The organism is Paenibacillus sp. HGH0039, assembly GCF_000411255.1.
Classification (GTDB): Bacteria; Bacillota; Bacilli; order Paenibacillales; family NBRC-103111; genus Paenibacillus_F.
This window is the reverse complement of sequence record NZ_KE150412.1, coordinates 516,837-534,164: the sequence shown is the minus strand read 5'-3', so window position 1 is coordinate 534,164 and position 17,328 is coordinate 516,837. Positions and strand designations below refer to the sequence as shown.

The window sequence follows — 17,328 nt, the reverse complement described above, 5'->3', positions numbered from 1 at the left end:
GCCCCCTCCTTCGGCAAAGCTGCGCGGCATACTGCCGCACGGGTTCCGCACTCAGCCGGATTTTCCTTGCAGACGAAGGAAATCCGGCTTTTGTCGGCGGATTGAAGAGAGATTGAAAGTTTTAGAGAGCGGAAGCCGATTTCGGCGTTTCTAAATGGTTCGTTGTTGTTATAATAACTACATCGAACCTATCTGTTTCCCGGACGCATCGCCGGTTTTGGTGAAACAGAGCCCCTGATTCAGGGGCGGAATCAAGGAGGCTTCCCGTGAACATCCCTTCGCAGGCTAAAGAAACGCTTTTTACCCATTTGTACGGTCAGGCGGCGAACGGCCTGGTATTCGCATCTCCTGAAAACGGGGAGTGGCTCGGCGTTAATCCGGCTTTATGCAAAATCCTCGGCTACTCGGAAGCGGAACTGCTCGGGAGAACCGAAAAATCACTTCTGCATCCGGACGACGAAAGCTTTAGGAGTGAACACAAACACGTGATGGAGAAGCTTGCCGCTTTTCCCGGTGAGGTCTCCGACAGAGAGAAACGGTATTTTCATAGAGACGGGCGCGTCATTTCGCTAAACGTCCGCACGACACTGGCACGCGATCCGGAGGCTGGACAGCCGCTGTATCTTCTTCATGAAATCACGGATATTACGGACCAGAAAGCAGCCGCAAAAGAGCTTGAGGACAACCGCGACCTCTCCCTGCTTTTTTCCCAAAACATTCAGGATGTCATTTCGTTCAGCTCTCCGAGCGGGACAATTCTATATATTTCGCCCTCTGTCGAAGGGCTGCTGGGCTATAAGCCGGAAGAAATGATCGGCCGCAAACGCGTCGATTTCTATCATCCCGACGATGCTTTGCAAATGAGGAACCGGGACAAGCTCTATTCGGAGAAAGAGGTTTTCATAAGACGGGTCCGGCACAAGCAGGGACATTATATTTGGCTGGAGACCGCCTTTCAGCTCGTGCGTAACAGCGAAGGCCGCGTCATCAAAGTTTTAGCGATCGGCCGCAACGTGACGGAACGCAAAAAGTATGAAGAAACGCTGGCCGCGGCTCAGCGGATTGCACATATCGGTTCCTGGGAGTGGGATCTGCTTAACTCGCGGCTTTCTTTCTCGGACGAAATGCGCCGCATTTTCGGTTATGCGATCCATTCCGTGGATTCCAATGCGGAATTGTTTCTGAGGTGCATTCACCCCGAAGATCTCCCGCGTGTCCGCGGAAGCATCGAAAAGGCGTTTGAAAACGGGGAATCCGGTGAAACTTTCTACAAAATTTGTCTGCCGGACCAATCGGTACGCACCATTGCGGGTCAATGGGAAGTCGTGACCGACGAATTCAATAAACCCATCCAGATTATCGGGATGGTGCAGGATATCACCGAACGGCGGCGGATGGAAGAACGGATTCTGGAAAGCGAGCAGAATTACCGGCTTATTTCGGAATATTCGCTTGATTTTATTTCCAGACATGCCGTGGATGATCTGGCGACATTCCTGTTCGTGTCTCCGATCTGCCGCACGATGCTCGGTTACGAGCCTGAAGAAATGGTGGGTACGGCGGGACTCGGCTACATTCATCCCGACGACGTCGGCTATGTTAAAAAGTATCTGCAGGAAAATCTCCACGGGGAAGGAGAGGAGAAGGTTACGTTCCGGTTCTTCCGTAAAGACGGCACGTATGTCTGGTTCGAAACGACCAGTCGTTACACCCTGGACGACCAGGGCAGAGAACAGGAAATCGTAGCCATTTCACGCGATATTACAGAACGTAGAAACACGGAGCTCCGGCTCCAGGAATACAAGTCGCTGTTTGACTACAATCCGGTCGGCGTAGCTTCGCTCGATCTTCATGGAAAGCTGCTGACGGTTAACCGGGGTCAACAGGTTCTAACGGGTTATTCCGAAAAGGAGCTGACCGACGGTTACTTCGCATCGCTGGTTCATGAGGCCGATTACGACAAGACCTTCCGGCATTTCGAACTGGCGGCACAGGGCGAACCGCAGACTTACGAGACGGGGCTCATTCATAAAGACGGACACCGCATCGAAGCGAACGTCATGAATGTTCCCATCGTGCTGGGCGGGAACATTGTCGGGGTGTATGTCCTGACGAGCGACATTACGGACCGCAAAAAATATACGGAAGAAATCGAGAAGCTGAGCTACGAACACGCGCTGATTCTCAATTCCGTTTCCGAAGGAATCTTCGGGCTGGATCTGCAGGGGCAGGGGATGTTTATCAACCCCGCAGGCGCATCTATGCTCGGGTTTAACCCGAAGGAACTGATCGGGAACCGGCACCTTCAAACCGTCGAGCAGGCCTGCCCGGACGGCAATCAATACCTTCCCGGCGATTCGCCGATTGAACGGACGGTAAGAGACGGCATTTCCGTATCGCCGAGCGAAGGAATTTTCTGGCGGAAGGACGGAACGAGCTTTCTGGCGTCCTATCAAGTTACGCCCCTGTTCGATAAGGGGGAGAGAAAAGGCGTCGTAGTCGTTTTCCGGGATGTGACGAACGAGAAAGAAATTATCCGGGCCAAAGAATTTGCCGAACAGGCCGACCGGGCCAAGTCGGAGTTTCTGGCCATTATGTCTCACGAACTTCGCACGCCGATGAACGGGATTATCGGAATGACCGGGCTGCTCCAGGAAACGATGCTGGATGAAGAGCAGCGCAGCTATGCGGATATTATCCGGGAGAGCAGCGACGCCCTGCTGCATATTTTAAATGAAATTCTGGATTTCTCCCGGATCGAAGCCGGCAAAATGGAATTAAACCTGGGCGCGGTCGATTTAAGGGAAACGCTGGCGGGCGTTCTGGAGCTTTTCCGGGTAAAAGCGGAGGAGAAGAACCTGAAGCTCTCGTACGATATCCCGGCCGGGGTGCCCCGGTATGTGCTGGGGGACGAGGCGCGAGTGAGACAAGTGCTGATCAATCTGATCAGCAACGCGATCAAATTCACCGAGCAGGGCAGCGTCTCGGTAGCGGTGGAGATGACGAATTCTCCCGATCCCCAGTCGGTCCTGTTGGAATTTAAAATCCGGGATACGGGAATAGGAATTCCTGCCGGGAAAATCCACCAGCTGTTTCAATCGTTCTCCCAGCTTCATCCCGCCATTAACCGCAAATACGGCGGTACGGGTCTCGGCTTGTCGATCAGTAAGAAGCTGGTCGAGCTGATGGGAGGCGAAATCGGCGTCGAGAGCGAAGAGAACGCCGGCTCGACTTTCTTCTTTACCCTGCACTCCAGTTTAGGCGGCACAGAAGCGCCGGACACGGCTCCCGCGATCCCTCCGGCGGAAACCGCGCCTGTTCCGTCCCTTCCGGAGGCGAAGCCTGCGCCGCTGCGGGTGCTCATTGCGGACGACCATCCCATGAACCGTAAGTTGCTTCATACGTTAACCGGCAAGCTGGGTTATTCGGCGGATGTCGTAAACAGCGGAGCGGAAGCCGTGCATGCTGCAGGGGAGCGGGCGTATGATTTGATTTTCATGGATGTGCAGATGCCGGTCATGGACGGGCTCGAGGCGACCCGTCTTATCCGTGAACAACACGGGGAGAAGGCAATATCTCCCGTCATCATTGCCGTAACCGCTTTTGCCAGAGAAGAAGACAAAGAGCAGTGCCTGGCATCCGGGATGAACGATTATATCAGCAAGCCGATCCTTGCCGATGAGCTCAAACGTCTGATTGCCGAGTGGTCCGCTCGGATAAAAGAACGATAGAAGCCGTGAAAACCCGCCGTGAAGCGGGTTTTTTGTTTGTACAGGCCCGAATACCGGGCCTATCCGCACCGTACGCGATTTGTGAAGTCGATCCGAATGTTTTATAATAAGCTACATTTAAACCTACAATAGATTAGCCGCATACAATAGTTTAGGTGAATACGTCAGTATATTACTGGAGGAATCTTCATGCAGTTTATTAATCAGGCGGCCGTCCAGCAAGTTCTTGATCTGCTTAAGGGCCAAGACCTGTATATTCATCTGGAAATGACGAACGGGGCTTATGCTTCTCATCTTGACCAGTCCAAACATACGGCCTCGACGTTTATCCGCAATTCGAAGATCCGTTATCTGCAGGGGTCCATTGCCGGAAACGGCCCCTACCGGGTAGGGCTCAAAATGGAAGAAGGCTGGGTTTATTCCGAGGGACTTACCCATTGGGATGAAACAGAGACGCAGAGACTGATTTTGTCGGGACATGATAAGGACGGCAAGCTCGTCGTTTCGCTGCAGCTGAGCCGCGCCCCTTTTTAACTTACAAAGAGAGAAGGTAGATGGAGATGGAACGACACATACTGGTCGTCCTGCCGCATCCCGATGACGAAGCGTTCAGCGTATCCGGTACGCTTGCCGGCCATATACGGCAGGGAACCCCGGTGACTTACGCATGCTTGACACTGGGAGAGATGGGACGCAACATGGGCAATCCCCTTGCGGCCAATCGCGTAACGCTGCCTGAAATTCGCAAAGCCGAGCTTGAGGAATCGTGCCGGTCAATCGGAATTCAGGATCTGCGTATGCTGGGCTTTCACGATAAAACGATTGAATTCGAAGACCGCGAACTGCTCGTCGGCAAAATCCGCGGCCTCATCGACGAGCTGAATCCTTCGCTTGTCATTACGTTCTACCCGGGCTACAGCGTGCATCCGGATCATGACGCAACGGGCGCGGCCGTGATTGATACGGTCCAGCGAATCCCCGTGGAAGAGAGACCGGTCGTTCACTGTATCGCTTTTTCCAAAGGGTGCGAAGATGTGCTCGGCAAAGCGGATATCGTGAGCGATGTCAGGCCGTATCTGGGGCAGAAGCTGGGCTCGATCCTTGCACACAGCTCCCAGTTCCAGCTCAACGGAAAGCTGAGCGGCAAATCCGCGAACGACAAAGAGGTGCAGGAACGGTTCGGCCACGAGCGGTTATGGACGTACCGGTTTCAATAAAAGAGTGTGCGGGGCGGAAGCCGTTTGCCGCACGCCGAAAGACCGCCAAGGAGCAGGCGTATCGCTCCTTGGCGGTTTTTTGCCGTTATTCGAGGGAGAGGGCGGCCCGAGCGTTGACCGCGTCGTTTTCCAGCAGTTCCTTCAGGTCATAAGCGGGGTACGCACCGTCCGCATACATCCGGTTGAACACTTTGGCATGAAATTCGACCGCTCTCAACAGATGTTTCACAAAGGTTGCCCGGAGACGGGGAGTCGCGGTTTCCGTGAGGGCGCAGGCGTAACCGCGTACGGCGGTTTTGGCAAAACCGAGAAGCTGTCCCGCTTCCAGGACGGGCGGCTCCGGATTTTTATTCCTGGAGGAAGCAGGCGCTTTGGGATAATACGCCAGCAGCTCGTTCAGATTCTGCTCCAAGGTTTGTATCGCCTCTCTGAAGAGCGTTTGAAGCCCTTCGTCCGTAAGCGTCGGCAATTTTTGTTTAAAAGCGATCAGTTGTCCGGTTTGAAGGCTCACAAGCTCGTGAAGCTCCAAGGTTTCGTGCCAGGCGAGATGCTTGGGGACTTTCGGCAGGCTCATCTTCTCAGACTCCGTTCGTGGGGTTTCTAACAGCCTATGTGAAGGGGCGGAAATTAGTAAGTTGTCAGCATCTACAGACGGAAGTTCAAGTTTACAGAAAAGTTAACGGTGAATAGGTAAAGTTAATTGATAAATATTTAATACCTGTCAGGGGATGCGGCAACGATGCTAAGATATTTTTAACCTTAATTAAGGAGCCCTCGGAGTGCCGAATAATAGCAGCCTTATTTCAAAAACGGTTTTAATAGCAGAAAAAGCCGGATTAAAGGACATTACTCCTCTCGAACTTGGTAATGGCGGGAACCTGATCGTTCATTTGGCCCCGTATCCGATTGTGGCCCGAATAGCCACTGTGCTTTCAAAAAATCATGCAGATTACGCTTACAAGGTACTGGTTCGTGAATTAAGAGCCGCACGTCATCTCCATTCAAAGGGAGTGCTGGTACGACTGCCAACGGACCGTACGGATGCAGGACCCTACGATATTGGCGGCACATGGATGACGTTTTGGAAGTATGTTCCCCCTACAGAACTGCGGCGCCCTTCCCCAAGCGAAGCAGTTGATTTGGTTAATAGACTTTCACTGGCATTGAAAGATTTTACCGACGAGATTCCTCTGCTTGGTGTTTGGGAGAGGACATGTCAATCGGCTTTTAGATTAATGAAGCATCCGGATCGGCGTATACAAAATTTGCTGAGTCTGTTCGTAGCGATTGATAGACAGATGCGTCTCGAAACAAGTTTGCTGCTACCGTCTCATGGAGATGCCCATTCAAGAAACTTATTACCGAGTCCCGAAGGTTGGGTCTGGTCGGACTTTGAAGATTTATCCTGGATGCCCGCATACTGGGATCTGGCTTCATATGTAGGCAATCTTGCATTATTCAACGGAATTCAGGAGCCAACCTTTCAATATATCTGGAGTCAGATGAATAATCAGGCCGACAAGCAAGCTTTTGGATTTGCCGTTACCGCACGCATACTGATGTCCACTTTAGGTAACTTGGATTTCGCATTTTCAGGCAGCGGAGATTTGGAATTTGCATATAAACAGCTTGGGCTGGCAAAAGATTTTATTCATCAAATCAACCTGATTATTGAAGGGGAATAGCGGAGTCATAAACCGTCGCGGCTCCACTTAATAGTCCAAAGTTTGGCGGGCCGCTTTACCGGTACACCTGCTTGCCCGCACGCTTCGGTCATTTGCCAAAACGCCGGATTTGGACTACTATTAACCGTGAAGTTGTTTGGCATACATGCTTTTCTTAATAAGACAATGAACTATCAAACATTCTTTATTAAACAGGTTCCGGTTCTTTCTCTGGGAAGAGGGAACGGATTAAAAGGGAAGTTCGGTGCAATTCCGATACGGTCCCGCCACTGTAAGGGGAAAAGGGGGGAGAAGCCCCGGCCGAAGCGCATCACGTCACTGGTTAATCCGGGAAGGCGCGCATAGGGTTCCCGAGTCAGGAGACCTGCCTGTTTACCGGTAACTTCATTCCTACGCGGATAGGATGGCGTTGATGCGAATGTTCTCCCTAATCGTCCGGGTCCTGACCCGAGCGTATTCATGCGATGAACCCAAACATCCTGCCTCCGGCGGGATGTTTTTATTTGTTTAGGATCGATGGACTCCTCCGGCTTTACAGGTAAAATGAAGTCCGCCGCATTTTGATCGAAAGAAGTATGACTAACAAGATCTTCAAACCGTATGGGGAGGCAAACGATGTATTACGGAGTCAAACTAAATACGAATTACAAAACCCTCTGGCAGGAGGGGATGAAAGACTGGGACGGAAATCTTCCCGTACGGATGACTGATGACGTCAAGGAAGAAGGGTTCTGGAACGCTTTTATGAAAAAGAAAGAACAAGCCGGGGTGGATTCCTGGGTCGCCAACCTGCGCAAGGAGCTGATCGCTTTGATCGATCCCGGCGAGGATGTGCTGGAAATCGGTCCCGGCTGGGGAAACTATACGTTCGAAGCGGCCGAGAAAGCGGGTTCCCTTACTTGCGTCGACAGCTCCGAGAGCGTGCTTGCTTACCTGAAAGCCGCAGCGGAGCGGAAGGGCTGGAATCATTTAAACTTCGTACATGCCAAGTGGGAAGAACTTCCCAAGGTGGAGCGAGCCGACGTGGTATTCGGCGTCAATTGTTACTACCGGATGCAGGAAATCGACCGGGCGCTGCTGCACATCAACAACACGGCGAAGCGTCTTGGAATCGCGGGCATGGTTAGCGGTCCTGAAAGACCGCATTACAAAGACATTCAGGAGCAGCTGGGCTGCCGGATTAAATTTCAACGCCGAGATTACATCCATTTGCAGAATCTGCTTTATGAATTGGGAATCGATGCGAACTGTAAAATGGTCAACCTGCACAAAACGTATGCCTACGATACGGAGGAAGAGCTGCTCAAGGACAACCTGAGCGCGGTTTTGGACAAGGAATATGACCGCAGGAAGGCCATTGATCTCTTGTACTCTTATGTGCGTGAAGAAGACGGCAGGCTGATTTACCCGCACAATTTCAAAGCGGCTCTCCTTTACTGGAAGCCGGAAAAACGGCTGGAACCTGCGGACCTGCCCACGGAAGTGAAACGGATCATGCAGGTTTAAATCAGAGCGGTTGAAGCATGTCCCGGTAACGCGGTTTCGCGTGCCGGGATTTTTTTGGCTTCACGGGCCGGACAAGAAGGAGCTTGTCATAGATTCAGACAGACTCGCATAGAGATGAAGAAGAGGAGCGGGTTTAAGGGAGAAGTCTTTTTTGTTGAAAAACGTAATAATTACGATTAAAATAAAGGTACTGTCTTACACAGGAGGGGAGAACGTGCATTTCAGCGGAGCAAGCAGAGGGATGAGAAAAAGACACCTGATTTATATCGCAGCGGGAAGTTTCCTGGCTATACTGGCTTGGCAAGCCGTGCGGACAGGGAATGCGGTGTTGCCGGACCCTTCGGTCATCCGCCTGTTCAAGACGATGTTTATCGGCATCGTGCTCGAAGCGGTTCCTTTTATTATGCTCGGTGTGCTGCTTTCCTCGTTCATGCAGGTCTACATCCCGGAGACCTGGATCCGCAAAGCGATCCCCCGGAATCCTTTGCTCGGATTCGTGTTCGCCTGTCTGCTGGGCATCCTGTTTCCGATTTGCGAGTGCGGCATGATCCCGGTCGTCCGGCGGCTGATCAACAAGGGAATGCCGCTGTACATAGGCGTAGTCGTCATTCTGACGGGTCCCATCGTCAACCCGGTCGTCTATGCGGCCACGTACACGGCGTTCCGGATGAATCCCGAAATGGTGTATGCCCGGATGGGACTGGCCCTTGGAGTTAGCGCGTTTATCGGCTTGTTCGTGTACGCGTTTATTAACAAAAATCCTCTGAAACACAGGCTGGACTCGCTGTACGCCGGGAACGGACAAGACTGCGCGCACGTGCAGGGCGGCGGCAAATTCGTTACGATGATGGGTCACGCGGGCGGGGAATTTTTCGATATGGGGAAATATCTCATTTTCGGCTCTCTCCTTACGGCCGTTATTCAGGCGTTTGTGCCGAGAGGCGATTTGTCGGCGCTGGGGGAGGGGGAGGTGCTTCCGCATCTGTTTATGATGGGATTTGCCTACATGTTGTCGCTCTGTTCCACCTCGGACGCCTTTGTCGCTTCTTCCTTTCTCCAGACGTTTTCCAAAGGTTCCCTGCTCACGTTCCTCGTTTTCGGGCCCATGCTCGATTTTAAAAGCACGCTGATGCTTCTGTCCGTCTTCAAAACGAAGTTTGTCCTGCTGCTGGCCGTTCTTATCACGGTGACCGTGTTTGCCGGTTCCGTAGTGGTCGAGCATCTTTATTTCAAGTAACCTTTTGAATTGGGTGAGGTGAACCGGGTGGAAGACAGGCGCGCTTACGCCTTCCATTATTTTATCCGGGCGGCGATTCTATGCGGGTTTTCGTTCTATATCGTTTATCTGGTCAAAACGGGCAGCATGCCGCATTATTTGGCGCCCCGCCTGGTACCGTACGTCAAAGCTTCGGCGATCGCCCTGTTCGTGCTGGCCGTGATCCAGATTTATCTGGCTCTGCAGCCCGCTGCAGGCAAGGAACCCGACTGCGGATGCGAGTCCGATGTAAGGAAATCGAAGCTTTCGCATAGTGCGGCTTATTCCTTGTTCCTTTTACCGCTGCTGCTCGGCTTTCTGCTGCCCGACCGGGTAACGGGGAGCGATATCGTTCAAGTCAAAGGGATTCAATTGAATACCTCCAGCCTCCAAACGCAGAGGAACGCAAGTCCACAGGACGATCCGCCCAAGAAGGAACTATCTTCCGGGGGGACAAGTCAGGGCGGGGAAGACACGGAAGAAGCCAGGCTCAAGGAGATGTTCAAAGGCAGCCGGTTTACGGAAGACTACGCGAAGCTGGCCATGCGGCTTTACAAAAACAAAACCATTCTTATCGGAGATAAAGGCTTTATGGAGAAGCTGACGGCAGTAGATCTGTTCGCCGGGAATTTTGCCGGAAAGCAGATGGAAATCAGCGGCTTCGTTTACCGGGAGGACGGCATGCCCAAAAACCAGTTCGTCGTCGCAAGACTGACGATGCAGTGCTGCTCGGCCGATGCATCCCCGTACGGCGTTATCGTTGAAGCGCCGGGAGCGGATTCGTATCTCAAGGATACATGGGTGACGGTGAAAGGCACGATCCGAAAGTCCGTGTACGAAGATAAAGACGTGATGAAGCTGGAGGGAGCCGTAATCCAAAAAATCAAAGAGCCTTCGTCCCCTTACGTGTATCCGTATGCCGGTGATTTCGCCGATCTCGGAAAATAAAGGCTGTGGCAAAAACAAAAACCGCTTTCCCACGGAAGGCGGTTTTGTGCGGTGCAAGAGCCGGATGTTGAAGGTACTTAATCGGTAGACATACTCAGGCAGAACAGGGAGGAGGGGACAAAAAAAATCGTATAGATCGTGCCGAATAGAAGGCGCCTCCCTCTCCGTGCCTGAAGCTATTTCCGTCGGCCGGACTCCGGTTCAAGGGACTGCGGTGCATCCAGAAGACGTTTCCATTCTTCGCTCAGCCGGTCCGCATCCAGATCAATCCCGATAAACACGAGATAGGGCTCTCCCCGGTAAAAGGAAGGCTCCCAGTAACTCCGTTTTCCTGCGTATTGCAGCAGATGCATGTGCCCGGATTCCGTGAACGTCACATAACCTTTGGCGCGGATCAGACCGTCCTTCCACCGCTGGAGGAAGGCGTCCACATCCGCTTTGGTCAGCCCCGCAGCCGGATTCCACGGGAGGGTGACGGTACGGACGCGGGAGTGGGAAGGCGCGGTTTCCGCCGGTGCCGGCGAATCTGCGGGGTGCATGCCGCGTCCGGAGCCGGCTGTGCTGGGCTCCTTCGGATGAGTCCGGATCTTCGTCATCCGGATAGGCCGGACCGTCAGAGGACCCTTCTGCGCGGGCTGAACTCCCTCCAGGATCGGTTTAAGCTCAATGCGGCAGTGAGTCGTATACACGAGCATAGCGTGCCCGTTCAGCTTGCGTATCGCCTTCTCGATTTGGTGCAGCCGGATGCGGTGCACATAATCCGTTTTGTTGACCAGGATAAGGTCGGCAACTTCGACCTGCCTGCGAAGCGTCCGCACGAGCTGTTTGTCCGATGCGAACAGGCTGTTGTAATCCATGAAGTTTTCGGCATCGAGCACAGTGATGACCTGCTTGAGGGCAACGCGGTCCAGCAGACCGGGTTCCGTGAGCACATCGGCAATTTCTTCGGGGTTGGCCACGCCGGTCAACTCGATGAACAACATATCCGGATTGCGCACAAGCAGAGCCTGCAAGCTGCCGGTAAGCTCGCTTTTCTTACTGCAGCAGACACAGCCGTCCAGCAGTTTTTCAATCGAAGCGGAACTGTGCCCTTCCAGAATTAAGCCGTCGACATCCGCCTTGCCCAGCTCGTTCATCAGTATTCCCGGGCGCAGACCAAGCTTCTTGGATTCTTCGAGCATACGGAGCAGAAGAGTCGTTTTACCGCTGCCCAAAAAACCGCTAAGTACGAATACAGGTATTGTCACGGTTTTAGTTCCTTTCTGAAATAAAAGATATATTCTCATTGTATTCTTGTCCGGGAACGAACATGCAACAAAAATCGTAATCGTTACGTTTAAATTTATTGTACAGGAATCAGCGCTGTCCGGCAAACGGAATGTCTTCATTAGGAGGGGAGTGGAAGGCAACTTCCAGAGCTTCCTTATGTTTTTGTAATCCGGGTAAAAAATCCTTTATTTTTCAAAGTGGCAAAAAAATCCTCCACGCCCATTAAAGGGTATGGAGGATTTTTTTTGAATTTCCTATGCTTTATTGCAGAGACTGTTGAGTTTTAGCGGAACCCGCAAAGGTCTGAAATTGATCCTTTAATTTCTGGCGGGCGTCTTTATTGCGGAGTAAGTAAGCAGCTCCTAGACCAATTGCAGTAAACATCATTTTTTTACCCATTTTCGTTTACCTCCTCGTATGTTAAGGTTGCTGGCTCTACAGAAAATTACCCGCTCAGCCCGATGCTAAACATTTTTCCGCGTCATAAACTAAAAAGAGAGGGCGGTGCTGCCGTGCAGACCCATCTTCTTCAAATAAAAAAGACCACCCGATAAGAGCTCGGATGGTCCTTCTTGTTGAGTGAATTAAACGGTTTTCCAAACGTCGGCTTTACCAGGAGTTTCACCTTGTGTCCACCATTTGGCTTCGTAAACGACACCGTTGTAAGTAACGCGGTTGCCTGCTGTGTAAACGGAGGATGCGCTCCAAGCAGGTGCAGTCGTGCCGCCACCGCCGGCCGTTGTTTTAGCCGTTACAGCGGAGCTTGCAGCGGAAGTGTTGCCTGCTGCGTCTTTCGCTTTTACCGTGAACGTGTAGCTAGTGTCAGCCGTCAGGCCTGTTACCGTGAAGCTGGTTGTCGTGGAAGTTCCTACAAGAGTGGAACCTTGGTATACATCGTAACCCGTTACGCCGACATTGTCGGAAGAAGCGCTCCAGTTCAGAGTTACGGAGTTAGCTGTTACGCCGGAAGCAGTCACGCCTGCAGGAACAGTAGGAGCTTGATTGTCTGTAGGTGTGCCAGTTCCGCCACCGTTTACGTTAACGTCGATTACGTTGTAGAAAGCGTTAGGCGTATCGGCGATTTCCCAAACAGCCAGGATTACGTTGTAACCGCTGCGGGCAGGAACGTCACAAGTGTGGGAAGTGGAAGGGTTCGGTTTTTTACCGCCGTCGTTGAAGGAGCAGAACAGTTCGAAATCCGAACGTTTCAGAGCTGCGTTAGGATTCCAGCCAGTTTTCGTGATGTAGTATTTCCATTCTCTCGTTGCGTGTGCGGCAGTCAGCTTCCAAGTGAACGTGTTGCTACCGCTGTTGATGTTCACTTTGGACCAGCGGTCTGCAGTTTGAGCGTTCAGTTCAGGGAAAGCGGCGCCAGCGCCGGCGATTTGACCGTCAGCAGGGCCTCCTGCAGGGTAGCTGCCAGGTGCTTCAAGGCTTTGCGGCTCGTACACGATGGCTCCGCAGTTTTTGTTAATGCCTTGATTACAGAGGGCTGCGCGGCTTGCCGGACCTGTGATGTAACCATGAGCGGAAGCGCTTTCAGCGAAAACGAGCGAGCAGATGGCACCGATTACGAGCGCAGCAAATGCTACGAGAAAAGGAGAAACTTTGAAAAGAGAGCGGTTCCATGAAATGGATTGGGACATTAGTTTAATACCTCCGATTTAATTGAATTTGGAATACAGGGAATTTAGAACTATACTGCTGCGAATCGTAAAAAATCAATAATGACACAAACCAGAGAGATTCTGGTGGATAGGTCAGGATTCGGCATCGTAAGCAGTGAATGGCTATCTACCGAGAGCAGCAAATGAGCTTTAATTCCTGCCTGTCAAAAAGTTTAGCATCTACCTCCTGTCAATTTATGTCTAAATGAATCAATTCACCTCCTCATATCCATATTATAGTATAAGGCAGAAGCAATGGAAGTAGGTCTTTAGAACTATTTATATACATAAAATGGTGTAAATAGTAAAACATCTCCTCCGAAATATCCAGAAAATATGGATATTTTTTTGTAAAGATCGTAAATTGGAAAATAAATTAGAATTAAAAGGGAAATTGTCGAAAGAAACGAATTAGATGTATACGAATGCGGAAGAGGAAGGGAGTGAGCCGGTTATGAGTGTCGCGGCAGACATCAAATTGTTTATTTCCGTCAAAAAAGCATGGATTTTGGTCCTGGCGATGATTTTGTACGGAATCGGCGTCGGGATTTTGGCGCCCATGAACGCCATTTACTTAAAAGAAGGGATCGGACTCGGGAAAGGCGAGATCGCGTCGATTTTTGCCGTTTCGCTTGTGCTCAATATGATTTTCACGATCAGCGTGGGCATTCTAAGCGATAAGATTCCGCGGAAGAAAATCATCCCCATGGCGGCTTCCGTCGTGTGTGCGGCCGGGCTGCTGATCTATATGAGAGCCGACGGGTACGTATCCGCGCTGGTGGGCATGTCGATCGCATCGGCCCCGTCCGGGATGGTTATGGGTCAGATGTTTGCCATGGCCCGGAACCATTTCTCGAAGCTGGCGCCGGACATCGTGGAGATTTCGCAGCTCTGGCTGCGCGCGTCTTTCAGCGTGGGTTTTTTTACGGGACTGCTGCTGGGAGCGAACATTTACTTATGGTTCACCTTCTACGGGGTACTCTGGGGCAATCTTGCGGGATACGCGGCACTCTTCGTCCTTCTGATGTTTTACCGGGAAACGGTGGAAGCGCCTTCCAAAGCGGTCGTCAAGAAGAGCGGCGAACCCTTCTCGCTGGCTATGCTGGCCGCGCTGCTTATGCTGTCGTGCGCCGATGCGATTCGGGGACTGTATCTTCCCCTTGTCGTGAACGAGAAGTTCGGCAATCCGGAGCTGATGTCTTACATCTGGAGCGCGCAGGCGGTGTTCGAACTGTTGTTTATGACGGTTGCGGGCTATTGGGCGCTGAAATACGGCTTCAAGCCGGTCATTCTATTCGCCGGTCTGTTCGCTCTGATCGTCTATCTGGTGTACGCCAATGTCGATTATCTGCCGTTCTTTTTCGCCATGCAGCCGCTGTATTCGTTTTACGTGGCCGTGCTGCTCGGGGTGGCAATGGGCTACGTCCAGCGGATGTTTTTGCACAAAACCGGGTTCGGAGCCAGCCTGTATGTCGTGATTACCCAAATGGCTTCTCTGGTCGGCTATTTCCTGCCGCTGCTGATCGATGGCATCACGCCGTCCATCTTTTATATCCCGGCTGCGCTCATTGTCGTCTCCATGCTGCTTATCACGAGAACGATGCTGAAAGAACGCGGCAGCAGAAAACCGGGAAGCGTACAAACTTTGTAAGTGAGGCGGTGTGCCAAACGATCTTGAAAAAAAATGCTTCTCCGGCACTTTACCGTAAAACGTTCGCTGTGCTAAAATGAGGCCACTGGAACGGTGTGTAACTGGCGGAACGTGGGGAACCACGGGGGAGCACACGGGAAATATAGCCGTACGCCTGGGCGAAAGTATTTGCAGATAACGGGAAACCGCGGTCTGCGGATACTTTTTTTGTTTTCTTTTTGCAGGGAACCAATAAATCGGGGGGCGGAAAACATGGGAATGTTAATGAAAACGGCAGATCTTGCCGGTCGGTTAAGGGAATCGATCCGAATAGAAACGGACGCGTGGAAAAAGCGGGGAATAGAACCTTCCCTGGCGGTTGTACTCCTAAAAGGAGATCCGGCTTCCGAATACTACGCCAGAGCCAAGGAAAAGACGGCGCAAAAACTCGGCATCGGCTACCGGCTGATGGAATTCGATCCGGCTATTACGCAGTCGGAATTGCTCGGACATCTCGGAGAGCTGAACGAAGACAAAAGCGTGCACGGAATCATGCTGGAGCTTCCACTGCCCCGGCATTTGAACCCGTCCGAAGCTTTCGAGCTTATCCGCTCCGACAAAGATGTGGACGGGATTACGCCCGGCAGCAAACTTGCCTGTTATCTTGGCACAGAGGGACTGTACCCGGCAACGCCCCAGTCTTGTATCCGCATTCTGCAGGAATTCGGATTCGGACTGAAAGGGCGGCATGTGGTGCTCGTCGGGAGAGGCGAGACTGTCGGCAGGCCTTTGATGCCTATGCTGCTGCGGGAGCACGCGACCCTTACGGTATGCCATTCGCACACGGAGAATCTCGCGCGTCATATTGCCGGTGCGGACATCCTCATTACAGCGGCCGGAAGGGCGGGGATGGTTACCGCGGACATGGTGCACCCGGATCTGGTCGTTGTCGATGCGGGCATCAACGAAACGGACACGGGATTAACGGGGGATGTGAGCCCGGACGCTCTGCAGCGGGTAAAGGCGATGACGCCGGTGCCGGGAGGCGTAGGGACGTTAACGACGCTGATCTTGTTTGAAAATCTGTTAAAAGCGGTCGGAATGCAGATCGGGGAGGGAGCGCACAAATGAGGGTGTACGATCAGTCGATTCGCGAATTTCTGGCCGAGGCTTCTTCAGGCTCCCCGGTGCCCGGCGGAGGAAGCATTGCCGCTTTGGCCGCAGCCCTCGGAGCGTCCATGGGATCGATGACCGCCTGCTTGACCACGGGCGCCAAGTTTAAAGAGCAAGAAGCCGCGATGCTCGAGAATGCGGAACTTTTTCGGCAGGCCATCGTGCGGTTCGAATCTTTGCACGAAAAAGATATGGCTTCCTTCAGCCGGTTCATGAAGGCGCTGAAGCTGCCGGCTTCCACTTCCGCAGAGAAAGAAGCCCGGAGTCTCGCTATCCGGGAAGCCTCCGCTTATGCGGCCGATGTGCCGCTGGAACTGATGGAGGCGTGCCTCGGGGTCATGCGGCGGCTGGCGGCCCTGGCCCCGGAAGTCAACAAGAACGTGGTGTCCGATCTGGGAATTGCGGTTCTGATGCTGGAAGCCGCGGTACAATCCGCCTGGATCACGGTGGAAATCAATTTGAATACCATGTCCGGCGACAGCCGAAACGTATACAGAGACAAAGGAATGCTTCTGCTGAGAGAATCGGAAGAAATAAAGCGGAATGCTTTGATACAAGTAAGAGAACGGATTTGAGAAGCGGCTTGGGGCCGCAGAGCTTTCCGATCATGGACGGCAAGATGAACCGTCCCGGCGATGATACAAAAAGCCGTCTGAGCTTCTTCTGAGAAGAAGAGTTTCAGACGGTTTTTTTTGCCGGTTTAACGAGCCCGCGCCTTTATTCGTAGTGGCGAGTCGCCGGCCAGGAGCCTTGAAGCTTGCGGATCAGCACGATCTCGCCGGTATGAAAAGCGTCGTGCTGGATGACGCTGCCGATGCGGAAACCGATCGGAGAATCGCGGTATACAGCGTCCATGTCCGGATCGGATTTGGCGCCCAGAAGGCTTCCGATGCGGGTATGAACGGCGTCGAGCTCACGAAGCGTCCGCTGCCAAGCTTCTTCGGAACCGTGCGTATCGGGCGTTTTGAACGTGTCGTCGTTGTTTTTAGCCCAGTTGTCCGGTTCTTCGCCCTGGAGCTGCTCCAGCAGCCGCTGCTTGTAGTAGACCAGATGGTTGACTGTCTCCCAGATGGTATTGCCCGCTTCACCCGGCGGCCGCCAGGAAGCCTGCTCCGCGCTTATCCCGCTGACGGCGTCTTTCAGAGGGGCATACCAGTCTTCCGTTCCGTAAGCGTGTTCCCAACCTCGTTTGAGAAGATCCAATCCGTTCATTCGATTTCCTCCTAAATTAAGAATGGTGTAAAATT

General features: G+C 52.5%; 15 protein-coding genes and 2 riboswitches. Of the genes, 10 read left to right on the top strand and 5 right to left on the bottom strand.

Annotation, left to right across the window (positions count from 1 at the left end; translation table 11 throughout):
* The first annotated feature begins 266 nt into the window (after positions 1-266).
* The 3 genes from HMPREF1207_RS02020 to bshB2 all read left to right on the top strand — a co-directional run bounded on the left by HMPREF1207_RS02020 (position 267) and on the right by bshB2 (position 4,948).
* Positions 267-3,731 carry a PAS domain S-box protein gene (locus HMPREF1207_RS02020; protein WP_009672736.1) on the top strand — a complete coding sequence of 1,155 codons (3,465 nt, stop codon included), beginning with the start codon at positions 267-269 and terminating at the stop codon, positions 3,729-3,731.
* A gap of 189 nt (positions 3,732-3,920) precedes the next feature.
* Entirely contained in the window at positions 3,921-4,265 is a 345-nt protein-coding gene (locus HMPREF1207_RS02015; protein WP_009672889.1) for a YojF family protein, read from the top strand.
* 26 nt (positions 4,266-4,291) lie between these two features.
* A complete protein-coding gene (gene bshB2 / locus HMPREF1207_RS02010; RefSeq protein ID WP_016423418.1) occupies positions 4,292-4,948 on the top strand; it encodes a bacillithiol biosynthesis deacetylase BshB2 in 657 nt (218 codons plus the stop codon).
* An 85-nt stretch (positions 4,949-5,033) separates the two neighbouring features.
* Here the strand turns inward: bshB2 and HMPREF1207_RS02005 are convergent, their stop codons facing one another.
* Complete coding sequence (locus HMPREF1207_RS02005; protein WP_009672804.1) at positions 5,034-5,522, bottom strand: spore coat protein; 489 nt, start codon at positions 5,520-5,522, stop codon at positions 5,034-5,036.
* Between the two features lie 205 nt (positions 5,523-5,727).
* Between HMPREF1207_RS02005 and HMPREF1207_RS02000 the strand changes: the two genes are divergently transcribed.
* The 4 genes from HMPREF1207_RS02000 to HMPREF1207_RS01985 all read left to right on the top strand — a co-directional run bounded on the left by HMPREF1207_RS02000 (position 5,728) and on the right by HMPREF1207_RS01985 (position 10,342).
* The gene (locus HMPREF1207_RS02000) at positions 5,728-6,633 is read left to right on the top strand and encodes an aminoglycoside phosphotransferase family protein (protein ID WP_009672682.1); all 906 of its coding nucleotides are present in this window, start codon (positions 5,728-5,730) and stop codon (positions 6,631-6,633) included.
* Positions 6,634-6,809: 176 nt separating this feature from the next.
* A riboswitch (cobalamin riboswitch) is annotated at positions 6,810-7,019 on the top strand.
* A gap of 229 nt (positions 7,020-7,248) precedes the next feature.
* Positions 7,249-8,139 (top strand): class I SAM-dependent methyltransferase, encoded by an 891-nt coding sequence (locus HMPREF1207_RS01995; protein WP_016423417.1) that lies wholly within the window; start codon positions 7,249-7,251, stop codon positions 8,137-8,139.
* A 214-nt stretch (positions 8,140-8,353) separates the two neighbouring features.
* On the top strand, positions 8,354-9,376 hold the full coding sequence (locus HMPREF1207_RS01990; RefSeq protein ID WP_009672326.1) for a permease: 1,023 nt from the start codon (positions 8,354-8,356) through the stop codon (positions 9,374-9,376).
* A 27-nt stretch (positions 9,377-9,403) separates the two neighbouring features.
* Entirely contained in the window at positions 9,404-10,342 is a 939-nt protein-coding gene (locus HMPREF1207_RS01985) for a TIGR03943 family putative permease subunit (protein WP_009672327.1), read from the top strand.
* Positions 10,343-10,518: 176 nt separating this feature from the next.
* On the opposite strand, the gene HMPREF1207_RS01980 is transcribed toward HMPREF1207_RS01985, so the two are convergent.
* From HMPREF1207_RS01980 to HMPREF1207_RS01975, 3 genes are all read right to left on the bottom strand, one after another.
* Entirely contained in the window at positions 10,519-11,589 is a 1,071-nt protein-coding gene (locus tag HMPREF1207_RS01980) for a CobW family GTP-binding protein (RefSeq protein WP_016423415.1), read from the bottom strand.
* A gap of 283 nt (positions 11,590-11,872) precedes the next feature.
* The gene (locus tag HMPREF1207_RS29605; protein ID WP_009672324.1) at positions 11,873-12,010 is read right to left on the bottom strand and encodes a hypothetical protein; all 138 of its coding nucleotides are present in this window, start codon (positions 12,008-12,010) and stop codon (positions 11,873-11,875) included.
* Positions 12,011-12,195: 185 nt separating this feature from the next.
* Positions 12,196-13,257 carry a lytic polysaccharide monooxygenase gene (locus HMPREF1207_RS01975; protein ID WP_009672322.1) on the bottom strand — a complete coding sequence of 354 codons (1,062 nt, stop codon included), beginning with the start codon at positions 13,255-13,257 and terminating at the stop codon, positions 12,196-12,198.
* Positions 13,258-13,732: 475 nt separating this feature from the next.
* Between HMPREF1207_RS01975 and HMPREF1207_RS01970 the strand changes: the two genes are divergently transcribed.
* The 3 genes from HMPREF1207_RS01970 to HMPREF1207_RS01960 all read left to right on the top strand — a co-directional run bounded on the left by HMPREF1207_RS01970 (position 13,733) and on the right by HMPREF1207_RS01960 (position 16,656).
* Positions 13,733-14,929, top strand: coding sequence for an MFS transporter (locus tag HMPREF1207_RS01970; protein ID WP_016423414.1), 1,197 nt, complete (start codon positions 13,733-13,735; stop codon positions 14,927-14,929).
* Positions 14,930-15,016: 87 nt separating this feature from the next.
* Positions 15,017-15,096, top strand: a riboswitch (ZMP/ZTP riboswitch).
* Positions 15,097-15,181: 85 nt separating this feature from the next.
* Complete coding sequence (locus tag HMPREF1207_RS01965; protein ID WP_009672325.1) at positions 15,182-16,039, top strand: bifunctional 5,10-methylenetetrahydrofolate dehydrogenase/5,10-methenyltetrahydrofolate cyclohydrolase; 858 nt, start codon at positions 15,182-15,184, stop codon at positions 16,037-16,039.
* Positions 16,036-16,656, top strand: coding sequence for a cyclodeaminase/cyclohydrolase family protein (locus tag HMPREF1207_RS01960; protein WP_009672330.1), 621 nt, complete (start codon positions 16,036-16,038; stop codon positions 16,654-16,656). Before HMPREF1207_RS01965 ends, HMPREF1207_RS01960 begins: the two co-directional genes overlap by 4 nt.
* Positions 16,657-16,798: 142 nt before the next feature.
* Here HMPREF1207_RS01960 and HMPREF1207_RS01955 read toward each other — a convergent pair whose 3' ends face one another.
* On the bottom strand, positions 16,799-17,293 hold the full coding sequence (locus HMPREF1207_RS01955) for a DinB family protein (RefSeq protein WP_009672331.1): 495 nt from the start codon (positions 17,291-17,293) through the stop codon (positions 16,799-16,801).
* Between the last annotated feature and the right edge of the window lie 35 nt (positions 17,294-17,328).

Bases quoted from the DNA above. Each gene is read 5' to 3' on its own strand.
- HMPREF1207_RS02015 (WP_009672889.1), top strand. From the start codon at position 3,921: ATGCAGTTTATTAATCAGGCGGCCGTCCAGCAAGTTCTTGATCTGCTT.
- bshB2 (WP_016423418.1), top strand. From the start codon at position 4,292: ATGGAACGACACATACTGGTCGTCCTGCCGCATCCCGATGACGAAGCG.
- HMPREF1207_RS02005 (WP_009672804.1), bottom strand. From the start codon at position 5,522: ATGAGCCTGCCGAAAGTCCCCAAGCATCTCGCCTGGCACGAAACCTTG.
- HMPREF1207_RS01995 (WP_016423417.1), top strand. From the start codon at position 7,249: ATGTATTACGGAGTCAAACTAAATACGAATTACAAAACCCTCTGGCAG.
- HMPREF1207_RS29605 (WP_009672324.1), bottom strand. From the start codon at position 12,010: ATGGGTAAAAAAATGATGTTTACTGCAATTGGTCTAGGAGCTGCTTAC.
- HMPREF1207_RS01975 (WP_009672322.1), bottom strand. From the start codon at position 13,257: ATGTCCCAATCCATTTCATGGAACCGCTCTCTTTTCAAAGTTTCTCCT.
- HMPREF1207_RS01970 (WP_016423414.1), top strand. From the start codon at position 13,733: ATGAGTGTCGCGGCAGACATCAAATTGTTTATTTCCGTCAAAAAAGCA.
- HMPREF1207_RS01965 (WP_009672325.1), top strand. From the start codon at position 15,182: ATGGGAATGTTAATGAAAACGGCAGATCTTGCCGGTCGGTTAAGGGAA.
- HMPREF1207_RS01960 (WP_009672330.1), top strand. From the start codon at position 16,036: ATGAGGGTGTACGATCAGTCGATTCGCGAATTTCTGGCCGAGGCTTCT.
- HMPREF1207_RS01955 (WP_009672331.1), bottom strand. From the start codon at position 17,293: ATGAACGGATTGGATCTTCTCAAACGAGGTTGGGAACACGCTTACGGA.